9 protein-coding genes and 1 riboswitch are annotated in these 14,101 nt (G+C 71.0%); of the genes, 4 read left to right on the forward strand and 5 right to left on the reverse strand.

Annotated elements, in window-relative coordinates; genetic code table 11:
- Nucleotides 1–28: 28 nt before the first annotated feature.
- Genes cydD through ABZO31_RS16380 form a run of 3 tightly spaced genes read right to left on the reverse strand, consistent with a single transcriptional unit; the run spans nucleotide 29 to nucleotide 6,312 of the window.
- A complete protein-coding gene (gene cydD / locus ABZO31_RS16370) occupies nucleotides 29–3,766 on the reverse strand; it encodes a thiol reductant ABC exporter subunit CydD (RefSeq protein WP_406861961.1) in 3,738 nt (1,245 codons plus the stop codon).
- A 23-nt stretch (nucleotides 3,767–3,789) separates the two neighbouring features.
- Nucleotides 3,790–4,785, reverse strand: coding sequence for a cytochrome d ubiquinol oxidase subunit II (cydB, locus tag ABZO31_RS16375; RefSeq protein ID WP_406861962.1), 996 nt, complete (start codon nucleotides 4,783–4,785; stop codon nucleotides 3,790–3,792).
- 18 nt (nucleotides 4,786–4,803) lie between these two features.
- The gene (locus ABZO31_RS16380; RefSeq protein ID WP_406861964.1) at nucleotides 4,804–6,312 is read right to left on the reverse strand and encodes a cytochrome ubiquinol oxidase subunit I; all 1,509 of its coding nucleotides are present in this window, start codon (nucleotides 6,310–6,312) and stop codon (nucleotides 4,804–4,806) included.
- A 203-nt stretch (nucleotides 6,313–6,515) separates the two neighbouring features.
- On the opposite strand from ABZO31_RS16380, the gene ABZO31_RS16385 reads away from it, so the two are divergent.
- On the forward strand, nucleotides 6,516–6,896 hold the full coding sequence (locus ABZO31_RS16385) for a cyclophilin-like fold protein (protein ID WP_406861965.1): 381 nt from the start codon (nucleotides 6,516–6,518) through the stop codon (nucleotides 6,894–6,896).
- A 95-nt stretch (nucleotides 6,897–6,991) separates the two neighbouring features.
- On the opposite strand, the gene hisC is transcribed toward ABZO31_RS16385, so the two are convergent.
- Entirely contained in the window at nucleotides 6,992–8,095 is a 1,104-nt protein-coding gene (gene hisC / locus ABZO31_RS16390; protein ID WP_406861966.1) for a histidinol-phosphate transaminase, read from the reverse strand.
- Between the two features lie 378 nt (nucleotides 8,096–8,473).
- Between hisC and ABZO31_RS16395 the strand changes: the two genes are divergently transcribed.
- From ABZO31_RS16395 to ABZO31_RS16405, 3 genes are all read left to right on the forward strand, one after another.
- Nucleotides 8,474–9,580 carry a LacI family DNA-binding transcriptional regulator gene (locus ABZO31_RS16395; protein ID WP_406861967.1) on the forward strand — a complete coding sequence of 369 codons (1,107 nt, stop codon included), beginning with the start codon at nucleotides 8,474–8,476 and terminating at the stop codon, nucleotides 9,578–9,580.
- Between the two features lie 175 nt (nucleotides 9,581–9,755).
- The gene (locus ABZO31_RS16400) at nucleotides 9,756–11,021 is read left to right on the forward strand and encodes a metallophosphoesterase (RefSeq protein WP_406861968.1); all 1,266 of its coding nucleotides are present in this window, start codon (nucleotides 9,756–9,758) and stop codon (nucleotides 11,019–11,021) included.
- A 149-nt stretch (nucleotides 11,022–11,170) separates the two neighbouring features.
- Entirely contained in the window at nucleotides 11,171–12,064 is an 894-nt protein-coding gene (locus ABZO31_RS16405; RefSeq protein ID WP_406861969.1) for a hypothetical protein, read from the forward strand.
- Nucleotides 12,065–12,134: 70 nt separating this feature from the next.
- On the opposite strand, the gene thiC is transcribed toward ABZO31_RS16405, so the two are convergent.
- Entirely contained in the window at nucleotides 12,135–13,916 is a 1,782-nt protein-coding gene (thiC, locus tag ABZO31_RS16410) for a phosphomethylpyrimidine synthase ThiC (RefSeq protein WP_406861970.1), read from the reverse strand.
- Nucleotides 13,910–14,044, reverse strand: a riboswitch (TPP riboswitch). (Overlaps the previous gene by 7 nt.)
- Nucleotides 14,045–14,101: the final 57 nt, after the last annotated feature.

A 14,101-nucleotide genomic window follows, 5' to 3' on the forward strand; every position in this document is an offset into this window, starting at 1 on the left:
TGACGGCGCGCCTGCGCGCGGCGGGCCGTCAGCCCCGGCGGGTGAGCAGTTCGGTCTCCCGCTCGCGTTCCAGCATCGTCCGCAGCGGCCCCTCGACGGTGGCCAGTTCCGCGTACGTACCGCGCTGGACGGTCCGGCCCTCGTCCAGGACCACCACCTCGTCGACGGCGTCGAGGCCGCGCAGCCGGTGGGTGATGAGGACGGTGGTCCGGCCCTCGGTGACCTGCAGCAGGTCGTCGGTGAGCGCGTCCGCCGTGGCCAGGTCGAGGTGTTCGGCCGGCTCGTCGAGAACGAGTACGGGAAAGTCGGCGAGCAGCGCGCGGGCGAGCGCGAGCCGCTGGCGCTGGCCGCCGGAAAGCCGGGCGCCGTGCTCGCCGACGAGGGTGTCGAGGCCGTCGGGCAGCCCGTCGACCCAGTCGAGCAGCCGGGCCCGGTCGAGCGCGGCACGCAGGTCGCCGTCACCGGCGCCGGGGCGGGCGAGCCGCAGGTTCTCCCGGAGCGAGCTGTCGAAGAGGTGGGCGTCCTGGGCGCAGAGCCCGACGAGACGCCGGACGTCGTCGCCGTCGAGTGCGTCCGCGGCCGCGCCGCCGAGCCGGTACGCCCCGGAGCGGACGTCCAGGAACCGCAGCAGCGTCTGGGCGAGGGTGGTCTTGCCGGAGCCGGACGCGCCGACGACGGCGACCCGGCGGCCGGCCTCGAGGGTGAGCGTGAAGTCGGCCAGTGCGTCCCGGTCCTGCCCGGCGTACCGCGCGCTCAGTCCGTCGAGGACCAGCGGGAACGGGCTGTCCGGCGCGGCGGCCGGGTGCTCCGGCTCGTGCACCGGGACCGGGGCGTCGAGGACCTCCTGCACCCGCTCGGCGCTGCGCTTGACCCGCTGCCGGTACTGGACGGCCAGCGGCAGCCCGTTCACCGCCTCGAACGCGGCCAGCGGGGTGAGCACGAGGGCCGCGAGCGCGACACCGTCGAGCCGGCCGTCCCGTACGCCCTGGACGCCGACGACCGCCGCGGCGGCGACCGTCAGACCGCAGGCGAGCGCGGTGAGTCCGGCGCTCAGCGCGGTGGCGGCGGACTGGCGGGAGGCGATGGAGGTGAGCGTGCGGTCCGCGCGGGCGGCCCGGTCGAGCCGGTCGCGCAGCGCACCGGCGACGGTCAGTTCGGCGCAGCCGCGCAGCAGGTCGGCGACGGCCGTCGCGAGCACGCCCCGGGCGGGGGCGAGCCGGTTCTCGGCGCGCCGGGAGAGCGCCGCGCCGAGCAGCGGTACGGCCACGCCGGCGGCCAGCAGGCCCACCGCCAGCACGGCTCCGGCCTCGGGCAGCAGCCACGCGGTGAACCCGACGGAACCCGCGCCGACCAGCAGCGCGGCCCCGGCCGGGAGCAGCCAGCGCAGCCAGTAGTCCTGGAGCGCGTCGACGTCCTGGACGAGCCGGGCCAGCAGGTCGCCGCGCCGGGTGCGGCGCAGTCCGGCGGGGGCGATGCGCTCCAGGCGGCGGTAGACGGAGACCCGGAGCTCGGCGAGCATCCGCAGGACGGCGTCGTGCGAGACGATCCGCTCGGCGTACCGGAACACGGCCCGGCCGATGCCGAACGCGCGCGTCGCGGTGACGGCGACCATCAGGTACAGCACGGGGGGCTGTTCGGAGGCGCGCGAGATGAGCCAGCCGGACACCGCCATGAGGCCCACGGCGGAGCCGAGCGCGAGCGTCCCCAGCAGCAGTGCGAGGCTCAGACGGCCCCGCAGCTCCCCGCCCATGCGGCGCACGCGGGCGAGCGGGGACGGCCGCGAGCCGACGGCCGCGGGACCCGCGTACTCGGGCGAGCTCTGGTCGTCGTCCTCCGCCCCTCGCCGGGACGCGAGCGCGTCGGCTCCCGCGTCCGAAGGCGCCGGCACCCGCCCGGCGACACCGTCACGGCGGCCGGCCGCCGCGGGCACGACCCGTTCGCCGCCCGGCGTCGCGTCGTCCCGTGCGACCTCGTCCGGTACGACCTCGTCCCGTACATCGGCGTCCCGCTCGGCCGACCGCCCGTCGCCGGACGGCAGTACGCCCGTCCAGGCCGTCTCCACGCCCGTCCGGTTCCCGGTCCGGGCGGCGACCGGTGCGGCCGCCTCGACGGCCCGCGCCCCTTGCAGCTCGACCACCCGGTCGGCGACCGCCAGCAGCGCCGGCCGGTGGACGACGAGCAGGACGGTACGGCCCTCCGCCAGCCGGCGGACCGAGTCGACGACGGACGCCTCCGTCGCGCCGTCCAGGGCGGCCGTCGGCTCGTCCAGCAGCAGCAGCGGACGGTCGGCGAGGAACGCCCGTGCCAGGGCGAGCCGTTGGCGCTGGCCCGCCGAGAGTCCCGCACCGTCCTCGCCGAGCTCGGTCTCCTGACCGGCCGGCAGCCCGGCGACGAACTCCTCGGCCCCCGCGTCCCGCAGGGCCCGGGCGACATCCGCGTCGTCGGCGTCCGGACGGGCCAGGCGGACGTTCTCGGCGATCGTCCCGGCGAAGAAGTACGGCCGCTGCGGCACCCACGCGATCCGCTCGCGCCAGGACGCCAGGTCCAGCGACCCCAGGTCGGTGTCCCCGACGCGTACCGAACCGCCGTCCGGCTCCGGCACCGTGAAGCCCAGCAGCACGTCGAGCAGCGTGGACTTGCCGGCCCCGCTCGGCCCGACCAGGGCCACCGTCTCCCCGGGTTCGAGGGTCAACGAGGCAGCGTCGAGCGAGGGCTCCGCCCGCCCCTCGTGCCGCACCGTGACATCGGTCAGCTCGATGCGCGGAACACCGGCGCCGACGGCGTCACGGCCGCCCGTACGGACCGGGGTCTCCAGGACGTCGAAGATCTCCTCCGCGGCCGCGAGTCCCTCCGCCGCCGCGTGGTACTGCGCGCCGACCTGGCGGATCGGCAGATACGCCTCGGGCGCGAGGACGAGGATGACGAGCCCCGTGTACAGGTCGAGGCCGCCGTGGACCAGGCGCATGCCGATGGTGACGGCGACCAGCGCCACCGACAGCGTGGAGAGCAGTTCGAGCGCGAAGGACGAGAGGAAGGCGATCCGCAGGGTCCGCAGCGTGGCCTGCCGGTACTCGGAGGTGATCGCGCGGATCGACTCGGCCTGGGCCTTGGCCCGGCCGAAGACCTTGAGCGTCGGCAGTCCGGCGACGACATCGAGGAAGTGGCCGGACAGCCGGGAGAGCAGCTTCCACTGCCGGTCCATCCGGGCCTGTGTCGCCCAGCCGATGAGCACCATGAAGACCGGGATCAGCGGCAGGGTGATCACGATGATCGCCGCCGACACCCAGTCCTCGGTGACGATCCGCGCGAGCACGGCCACCGGCACCACGACGGCCAGGCCGAGCTGCGGGAGGTAGCGCGCGAAGTAGTCGTCGAGGGCGTCCACGCCGCGGGTCGCGAGGGCCACCAGCGAACCGGCCTTCTGGCCGCTGAGCCAGCCCGGCCCGAGGGCCGCCGCCCGGTCGAGCAGCCGCCCCCGCAGCTCGGACTTGACCGCCGCGCTCGCGCGATGGGCGGCGAGTTCTGTCAGCCAGGACACCAGCGCCCGGCCCACTGCCACACCGGCGAGCAGCAGCAGCGGGGTGGTGAGGGAGGAAACCGAGAGGCCCTTCTCGAAGGCCCCCACCACGACCTCGGCGATGAGCATCGCCTGGGCGACGACCAGCGCCGCCCCGACCAGGCCGAGAGCCACCACGGCCGCCAGGAAGAAGCGGGTGGCACGGGCGTAGCGGAGCAGACGCGGGTCGATCGGTTTCACGTGAAACATCCCTCGCTGATCGGCGGGCAGAGCTAGTGGGCGATGTGCTGGGTGCCGATCCGCTTGCGGAACACCCAGTACGTCCAGGACTGGTAGAGGAGCACCAGCGGGGTCGCGATCGCCGCACACCACGTCATGATCTTCAGCGTGTACGGGCTCGACGACGCGTTGGTGACCGTCAGGCTCCAGTCGGGGTTGAGCGTGGACGGCATGACGTTCGGGAAGAGCGTCAGGAACAGCATCGCAACCGCGGCCACGATGGTGAGCCCGGAGAGCGCGAACGACCAGCCCTCACGCCCGGCCTTGATCGCCCCGATCGCACCGAGCAGCGCGACCACGGCCACCAGCATCGCACCCAGGCTCCAGCCGTCACCCTTGTCGAACTGGGTCCACAGCAGGAAGATCAGCGCGACAACGGCCGTCACCAGGCCCAGCTTCACGGCCAGGGCCCGCGCCCGCACCCTTATGTCCCCCGCCGTCTTGAGCGCGGCGAACACCGCACCGTGGAAGGTGAAGAGGGAGAGGGTGACCAGTCCGCCCACCAGGGCGTACGGGTTGAGCAGGTCCCAGAAGCCGCCGACGTACTCGAACTCGGCGTCGATCTTCACGCCGCGCACGATGTTGCCGAAGGCCACGCCCCACAGGAAGGCCGGGACCAGCGAGGTCCAGAAGATGGCCTCCTCCCAGTTGCGCTGCCAGTTCTCCTCGGGCCGCTTGGCGCGGTACTCGAAGGCGACGCCTCGCACGATGAGGCAGACCAGGATCAGCAGCAGCGGCAGGTAGAAGCCGGAGAACAGCGTCGCGTACCACTCGGGGAACGCGGCGAAGGTCGCTCCGCCGGCGGTCAGCAGCCACACCTCGTTGCCGTCCCAGACGGGTCCGATGGTGTTGATCAGGACCCGCTTCTCGGAACGGTCGCGGGCGAGCGGCTTGGTGAGGACGCCGATCCCGAAGTCGAAGCCCTCCAGGAAGAAGTAGCCGGTCCAGAGGACGGCGATCAGGACGAACCAGACGTCGTGGAGTTCCATGACTCGTTCTCCTCTGCCTCAGTACGAGAAGGCCATGGGCCGGTCGGGGTCGCGCTTGTCATGGCCGCCGATGGTCGTGGGCGGGTTGAGGTCGTCCTCGGTGAGCTCCGGGGGACCGGCCTTGACGTACTTCACCATCAGCCGGACCTCGATCACGGCCAGGATCGCGTAGAGCGCGGTGAAGACGATCATCGAGGTGAGCACCTCGGCCTGGGAGACGCCGGGGGAGACCGCCGCCTGGGTGCGCAGCACGCCGTAGACGACCCACGGCTGGCGTCCCATCTCGGTGAAGATCCAGCCCCAGGAGTTGGCGATCAGCGGGAAGAGCATGGTCCACAGCGCCACGACCCAGTACCACCGGGTGAACCGCGCGCTGAGCGGCTTCTTGAAGAGGACGAGATGCGGCACCTCGTCCTCACCGGTCCGCAGCGCCTTCGGCAGCATGAACTTCTTCCGGGTCAGCCACAGCCCGAGCACGCCGATGGCCAGCGAGGCCATGCCGAAGCCGATCATCCAGCGGAAGCCCCAGTACGCGACCGGGATGTTGGGCCGGTAGTCGCCGGGCCCGTACTTCTCCTGCTCGGCCTTGTTCACGTCGTTGATGCCGGGCACGAAGGAGGTGAAGTCGTCGTTGGCCAGGAAGGACAGCAGGCCCGGGATCTCTATCGCGACCACGTTGTGGCCCTTGTCCACGTCGCCGACGGCGAAGACGGAGAAGGGGGCCGGGGCCTCGCCGTCCCAGAGGGCCTCGGCGGCGGCCATCTTCATCGGCTGCTGCTGGAACATGACCTTGCCGAGCAGATCGCCGCTGATGGCGGTGCCCAGACCGGCGATGATCAGCGTGACCAGGCCGATCCGCAGCGAGGAGCGCATCACCGGCACGTGCTTCTTGCGGGCCAGGTGGAAGGCGGAGATGCCGACCATGAAGGCGCCGCCCACGAGGAAGGCCGCGGTCATGGTGTGGGCGAACTGGTTGAGGGCGGTGTTCTGGGTGAGCACCAGCCAGAAGTCGGTGAGCTCGGCCCGGCCCCGCGCCTCGTTGATGCGGTACCCGACGGGATGCTGCATCCAGGAGTTCGCCGCGAGGATGAAGTACGCGGAGAGGATCGTGCCGATCGACACCATCCACATGCAGGCGAGGTGGATCCGCTTCGGCAGCTTGTCCCAGCCGAAGATCCACAGGCCGATGAAGGTGGACTCGAAGAAGAACGCGATCAGAGCCTCGAAGGCGAGCGGCGCACCGAAGATGTCGCCGACGAAGCGCGAGTAGTCGGACCAGTTCATGCCGAACTGGAACTCCTGCACGATGCCGGTGACGACACCCATGGCGATGTTGATCAGGAAGAGCTTGCCCCAGAACTTGGTCGCCCGGAGGTACTTCTCCTTGCCCGTACGGACCCACGCGGTCTGGATGCCGGCCGTGAGGGCGGCGAGCGAGATCGTCAGGGGAACGAACAGGAAGTGGTAGACGGTGGTGATGCCGAACTGCCAGCGCGCCAAAGTCTCTGGCGCCAGAGCGAGGTCCACGTCGTCCTCTCCTTACGTCGACATGGTCAGACGGCAGTTTGCCCCTTTGGTTCCCCCCATTACGGGCGGAAAGAGACACGCTTGTGAACGCGTTCACATTCACAAGCATTATGGCTCATACGAATTCCGCACCTTCAGCCGGGGGTCCCCCTACCGAAGGTCACCCCTTCCCAAGACCTTCAACATATTGTTGAATCCGGGCCATGACCCTTCAGATCAGAATCTCCTGGCCCGCCGGCCACACCACGGCCACCATCGACGAAACCCCCACGAGCACAGCGCTCGTGGGGGCTCTCCCGATCGTCTCCACCGCCCGCACCTGGGGCGAGGAGGTCTACTTCGACACTCCGGTCTCCGTCGCGCTCGAGTCCGGGGCGCGCCAGGTCGTCGAACCGGGCACGGTGGCGTTCTGGACGGACGGCGACGCGCTCGCCCTCCCCTACGGCCCGACACCGATATCGCGCGGTGACGAGTGCCGGCTCGCCGGCCCGTGCAACCTGCTCGGCGCACTCGACGACGACCCACGGATCCTGGCCACCGTCCGGGACGGCGACCCGATCCGCGTCGAGATCGTCAGGAGCTGACGGGCAGCTCAGCCCGCCACGGGCCGACCAGCAGCGTTCAGCCCGTCAGGGGCTGACCGACAGCGTTCAGCCCGTCAGGGGCTGACCGACAGCGTTCAGCGCTCCTTGCGGAAACCCTCCGCCACCTTCAGGAACAGGTCGTTCGCCTCCTCCTCGCCGATGGTGACGCGAACGCCCTCACCCGCGAACGGCCGCACCACCACGCCGGCCCGCTCGCACTCGGCCGCGAAGTCCACGGTCTGCTCGCCGAGCCGCAGCCAGACGAAGTTCGCCTGGGTGTCCGGCACGGTCCAGCCCTGGGCCACCAGCCCCGCGTGGACCCGCGCCCGCTCCGTCACCAGCGAGCCCACCCGGCCGAGCAGCTCGTCCTCGGCGCGCAGGGAGGCCACCGCCGCGTCCTGCGCCAGCTGGCTGACACCGAACGGCACCGCCGTCTTGCGCAGCGCCGCCGCCACCGGCTCGTGGGCGATCGCGAAGCCGACCCGCAGGCCGGCCAGGCCGTACGCCTTGGAGAACGTGCGCAGCACGGCCACGTTCGGCCGGTCGCGGTAGATCTCGACGCCGTCCGGAATGTCGGTGTCCCGGACGAACTCCCGGTACGCCTCGTCGAGCACGACCAGGACGTCGGAGGGCACCCGGTCCAGGAAGCGCTCCAGCTCCGCCCGGCGCACGGCGGTGCCGGTGGGATTGTTGGGGTTGCAGACGAAGATCAGCCGGGTCCGGTCGGTGATCGCCTCGGCCATCGCGTCGAGGTCGTGCACATCGCCGTCGGTCAGCGGGACCTGCACCGAGGTCGCACCGCTGATCTGGGTGATGATCGGGTACGCCTCGAAGGAGCGCCAGGCGTAGATCACCTCGTCGCCGGGGCCGGACGTGGACTGCAGCAGCGACTGGGCCACGCCGACGGAGCCGGTGCCGGTGGCGAGGTGCGAGACCGGGACGCCGAAGCGGTCGGCGAGCTCGTTCATCAGGCCCGTGCAGGCCATGTCGGGGTAACGGTTGAAGCTCCCTGCGGCGGCCACGGCGCTCTCCATCACGCCCGGCAGCGGCGGGTACGGGTTCTCGTTGGAGGACAGCTTGAAGGCGACCGGCCCACCCGCGGCGGCCGGCTTGCCCGGCTTGTAGGTGGGGATGGTCTCCAGCTCGGCGCGCAGCCGGGGCCCGCCCGCGTTCGTTCCGCTGGCGCTGGTCTCGCTCACTGTGGTCCTCCTCGACCGTCCGTACCGCCAATACTCCTCACCTTATGAGGATTCGCCTCCCCTGAGGAGGGGCGACCGGGCAGAACCTCGGAGCCGGGGTCGGGCCCGGAAACCCCCCAGGGGCGCGTGGCGACCTGGCGCACGCCGGTGGCGAGCGCCGTGGCGCGCATCGCCCGTAGAGGTGAGTTGAGACCTCTTCGAGACCTGTGCCCCTTACCAGGCACATGCCGGATGACAGCCACAGCTCCCATGGAAGAACACCGAAGTCCCTTGGTTTTCCTGGGTGTTAGCGGCTTTCAGCCTTGCAGAAACGTACCTGTCAACGCGTGCATATGCGACCGGCCCAACCCACTCCCCTCGCCCTACTATCGGCTCGCCATGACAGCAGCAGGGAAGCACCAGGTGAGCCGGGCACAGACCCGGGGAAGCCGGCAGGGCCGGGCAGGCATCCGGGACGTGGCCGCCGCCGCCGGGGTCTCCATCACGACTGTCTCCGACGCGCTCAACGGCAAGGGCCGGCTCCCGGACGCCACCCGCCGCCACGTCCGCGAAGTCGCCGACCGACTGGGCTACCGCCCGTCCGCGGCGGCCCGCACCCTCCGTACCGGAAAGTCCGGCCTGATCGGCCTGACCGTCACCACCTACGGGGATGAACCTTTCACCTTCACCGAATTCGCCTACTTCGCCGAAATGGCCAGAGCCGCCACCTCCGCCGCACTCGCCCGCGGATACGCCCTGGTCATCCTCCCCGCCACCAGCCGACACGACGTCTGGTCCAACGTCGCCCTCGACGGCACCGTCGTCATCGACCCCTCCGACCACGACCCCGTCGTCACCGAACTCGTCCGCCAAGGCCTCCCCGTCGTCTCCGACGGACGCCCCGCCGGCACCCTCCCCGTCACCGCCTGGGTCGACAACGACCACGAAGCAGCCGTCCTCGACCTCCTCGACCACCTCGCCGACGCCGGCGCCCGCCGCATCGGACTCCTCACCGGCACCACCACCGACACCTACACCCGACTCTCCACCCAGGCCTACCTCCACTGGTGCAACCGCGTCGGACAAGACCCCGTCTACGAGGCCTACCCCGCACACGACCCCTGCGCCGGAGCCGTCGCCGCCGACCGCCTCCTCGCCCGACCCGACCGACCCGACGCCGTCTACGGACTCTTCGACCCCAACGGCACCGACCTCCTCGCCGCCGCACGACGCTACGGACTCCGCGTCCCCGACGACCTCCTCCTCGTCTGCTGCAGCGAATCCACCGTCTACGCCACCACCGAACCCCCTATCACCACCCTCTCCCTCAAACCCCGCCGCATCGGCACCGCCGTCGTCCAACTCCTCATCGACGCCATCGAAGGAATCGAGACGGACGGACCGGTCGAGCAGGTGATACCGACGGAACTGATCGTCCGGACGTCGTCGCAACGGCGCTCGCCCCGGACGACGGTCAGCCCGCCCCGGTCGCCCGCGCAGGACTAGACCTTCCCAATTGGGGCGAAACAACCGGTGAACCGGGGGTGGACCCGGATTCACCACCCCTGGTGCGTCACACAGAGGGAGCCTCATTCCTATGATGGGCGCACGACATCGCGGACCACCCCGACCAGGTCGGTCCGCGATGTGCAGGGCGGTCGCGACGGTGGTGGAGGGGTCGATGACTCAGGGGGCCGGTCAGGAACCCGTGGTGCGGACGGCCACATTGCGTGATTTCCGTGTGCCGCCTTATGCACGGGTGCCCGTGCAGGGCCATTCAGCCACGCCGGTCGCCGGAAACCCGTACGCGACGGACATCCCGCCCGCGGAGACCCCCTCGGTCACCCCGGGCCTGCCCGCGCAGACCACGCCCGCGCCGACCGCTCCCGCAGAGGCCGCTCCCCAACAGGGTGCGGCCTCACCGGGCGAGGCCCCGCAGACCGAGGCCCCGCAGACCGAGGCCCGCTCCGGCCACCCCGGCAACGCGGTCCCCGCCGACGAGCACCCCGACGGCTACACCCCCACCGCGCGGGACCTCCCGGTGATCAACCGGGGTGACACCGTCCTGGTCCGCGTCGACCCGGACGCCGAGCCGGCCGTCCCCGCGCCCCGGCCCGACGGCCCCGGCCCGCTCTACGTGGTCGGCGACGTGCACGGCTACCTCGACGAACTCCTCGTCGCCCTGCACGAACAGGGCCTGATCGACGGCGACGGCCACTGGGCCGCCGGCAACGCCCGCCTGTGGTTCCTCGGCGACTTCACCGACCGCGGCCCCGACGGCATCGGCGTCATCGACCTCGTCATGCGGCTGTCCGCCGAGGCCGCCGCGGCCGGCGGCTACTGCAAGGCCCTCATGGGCAACCACGAGCTGCTGCTCATCGGCGCCAAGCGCTTCGGCGACACGCCCGTCAACTCCGGGGCCGGCACCGCCACCTTCCAGGCCGCCTGGCTGCTCAACGGCGGCCAGAAGCACGACATGGACCGCCTCCAGGACGTCCACCTGCAGTGGATGTCCCGGCTCGACGCCGTGGTGCGGGAGGACGGGCACCTGCTGGTGCACTCCGACACCACCGCGTACCTCGAGTACGGCGACACCGTCGAGGACGTCAACGACACCGTCCACGAGATCATCAACCGCAACGACGCGGACGAGTGCTGGGACCTGTTCCGCAAGTTCACCAAGCGCTTCGCCTTCCGCGACGAGGCCGGCCCCCAGGCCGTACGGGAGCTCCTCGCCACCTACGGCGGCGGCCGCATCGTCCACGGGCACAGCCCCATCCCGTACCTCCTCGGCCAGGTCGGCGGCGAGGACGGGGACGGCGAGGACGGCTCCGGTCCGGTGGTCGAAGGGCCGCACGTGTACGCGGACGGGCTCGCGATCGCCATGGACGGCGGCGTGACCATGGCCGGAAAGCTGCTGGTGCAGCGGCTCCCGCTGCATGACTGAACACGGGGCCGGGAAGGCGATTTACGGAAACCCCCTGTCACCGCGTGCCGTCCCGGCTCTACCATCTGCCTATCCGTAGCAGGCTCTCCTCCGTTTCCGCCCAACCGCCCGTTCTCCGCGGGTGATCCGGCCCTACGGAGCATCGGGGGATGCACATGAATGTGGCTCCGCACCTGCTGACCGAGGACCGCGCCGAGTTCGAGCGGCTCCTCGACGACGCACTGCGCACCGCGCACGAACGTCCGGATCTCGCCGAGATCGGGAAGCGGCTCAACGCCGAGCAGTTGCGCACGATGGCGTTGAACGCGACGGCCCTCATCGCCACCGCGGCGACGGCCGAGTACGAGCACTTCGTGAAGGTCCGCGAGGACTTCCGCTCGCCGCCGGCCCGGCCGAGCGTCATGGACGCCGTCCTGTCCCGGGGCGGCGACGAGGAGCCGAGCGGCCCGGGCGCGGGCTTCGCGGCCGTGGTCACCGTCCTGGCGCCGATCCTCGCCGGGCTCGCGGCGCTGATCTTCCTGCTGTTCGGCTCCGTCCTCCAGGCGGTCGGTGCGGCGCCCGAGTTCGCCGGGGCACTGGTCACCGCGGGCTGGTTCTTCACCGCGGTCACCGCGTTCGGTCTGCTGTGCGCGGCGATCGGGCTGCTTCTGACGGCCCTGCGCAACAGCGCGACCGAGGTCCCGGCGCAGGAACCGGGCGGCGAACTGCCGGAGGAGGTCTCACGGGCCCGGGAGGCGTGGCGGCACGCCCTGCTGGAACGCGGCATCGTCCCGTTCCTGCGGGACGCCCTGGCCGACCCGAGCGCCGGTCCGGCCTCCCCCGGCCCGCCGCACCAGCAGCGCCGCTTCCCGAAGGTCGGCTACAGCGGCCCGGACTTCACCAGCCCCGACGAGGGCAAGTCCGAGGTCCGGCCCTCCTTCACCAGCCCGGACTTCACCAGCCCCGACTTCACGGCCCCGGACTTCAGCACCGCCCCCGAGACAAACCCGGACTCGAACACGAATCCGGACGCGGACGGGGAGCGGAACACACCGCGCGGCTGAGAACGGCGCAAGGGGCGGCCGGCGACTCCCCCGAGGTGCCGCCGGTCGCCCCTTGCCGTCCTGGTCCGGGCTACTCCGCCAGCGGCAGGTAGACCCGGTTGCCGGAGGCGGCGAACTCGGCGGACTTCTCCGCCATGCCCGCCTCGATCTCGTCCGCCTTCAGATCGCCACCGTGCTCACGACGGATGTCCTGCGAGATCTTCATCGAGCAGAACTTCGGGCCGCACATCGAGCAGAAGTGCGCCGTCTTCGCCGGCTCAGCCGGAAGCGTCTCGTCGTGGAACTCACGGGCCGTGTCCGGGTCCATGGCCAGGTTGAACTGGTCCTCCCAGCGGAACTCGAAGCGCGCGTCGGACAGCGCGTCGTCCCACTCCTGCGCGCCCGGGTGGCCCTTCGCCAGGTCCGCCGCGTGCGCCGCGATCTTGTACGTGATCACGCCGGTCTTCACGTCGTCCCGGTTCGGCAGGCCCAGGTGCTCCTTGGGCGTGACGTAGCAGAGCATCGCGGTGCCCCACCAGGCGATCATCGCCGCGCCGATGCCGGAGGTGATGTGGTCGTACGCGGGCGCGACGTCCGTCGTCAGCGGGCCGAGCGTGTAGAACGGCGCCTCCTCGCAGATCTCCTGCTGGAGGTCGATGTTCTCCTTGATCTTGTGCATCGGGACGTGGCCCGGGCCCTCGATCATGGTCTGCACGTTGTGGCGCTTGGCGATGGTGTTCAGCTCGCCCAGGGTCTTCAGCTCGGCGAACTGCGCGGCGTCGTTGGCGTCCGCGATCGAGCCGGGCCGCAGGCCGTCGCCGAGCGAGTACGTGACGTCGTAGGTCGCGAGGATCTCGCAGAGCTCCTCGAAGTGCGTGTAGAGGAAGTTCTCCTTGTGGTGCGCGAGGCACCACGCGGCCATGATCGAGCCGCCGCGGGAGACGATGCCGGTCTTGCGGCGGGCGGTCAGCGGCACGTACGGCAGCAGCACGCCGGCGTGGACCGTCATGTAGTCGACGCCCTGCTCGGCCTGCTCGACGACCGTGTCCTTGTAGATCTCCCAGGTCAGCTCCTCGGCCTTGCCGTCGACCTTCTCCAGGGCCTGGTAGAGCGGCACGGTGCCGATCGGCACGGGGGAGTTGCGAAGTACCCACTCACGGGTGGTGTGGATGTTGCGGCCGGTGGAAAGGTCCATCACCGTGTCGGCGCCCCACTTGGTCGCCCACGTCATCTTCTCCACCTCCTCCTCGATGGAGGAGGTGACGGCCGAGTTGCCGATGTTGGCGTTGACCTTCACCAGGAACCGCTTGCCGATGATCATCGGCTCGATCTCCGGGTGGTTCACGTTCGCCGGCAGCACCGCCCGCCCGGCGGCGATCTCCTCCCGGACGACCTCGGGGGAGACGTTCTCGCGGATCGCGACGTACTCCATCTCCGGCGTGATCTCGCCGCGGCGGGCGTACGCGAGCTGCGTCACCGCCTGGCCGTCGCGGCCCCGGCGGGGCAGTCGCGGACGGCCGGGGAAGACCGCGTCGAGGTTCTTCAGACCGCCGCGCGGCGAGGTGTGCTTGATGCCGTCGTCCTCGGGACGGACGGGCCGGCCCGCGTACTCCTCGGTGTCGCCGCGGCCGATGATCCAGTTCTCCCGGAGCGGCGGCAGGCCGCGCCGTACGTCGGTCTCCACGGTGGGGTCGGTGTACGGACCGGACGTGTCGTACAGCGTCACGTCCTTGCCGTTGGTGAGGTGCACCTGGCGGACCGGAACCCGGAGGTCGGGGCGGGAGCCCTCGATGTACCCCTTGTGCCAGCCCGGCGTGCGCTCGCCCTGGCCGTTCTGGTCGGAGGCAGGCGTGCGTGCATCCTGAATGGTCATGAGACCGATCTCCCTACGCCGGCATTACCCGGTAACAGGTTCGGCGGTCGGCGCAGCCTCCTCCCGTACGGACGTACGGTGATCAGCGCCCTCTCAGCCCGGTGCTCCGAGCTCCCGCGTGTACAAAGGTGTCACCACGCTAGCGTTTCACCTGGCGTGCTGAACAGAGGGCCCCCCGCGTTCTT

Origin of the sequence: Streptomyces solicamelliae, assembly GCF_045348655.1 — a bacterium.
Classification (GTDB): domain Bacteria; phylum Actinomycetota; class Actinomycetes; order Streptomycetales; family Streptomycetaceae; genus Streptomyces; species Streptomyces solicamelliae.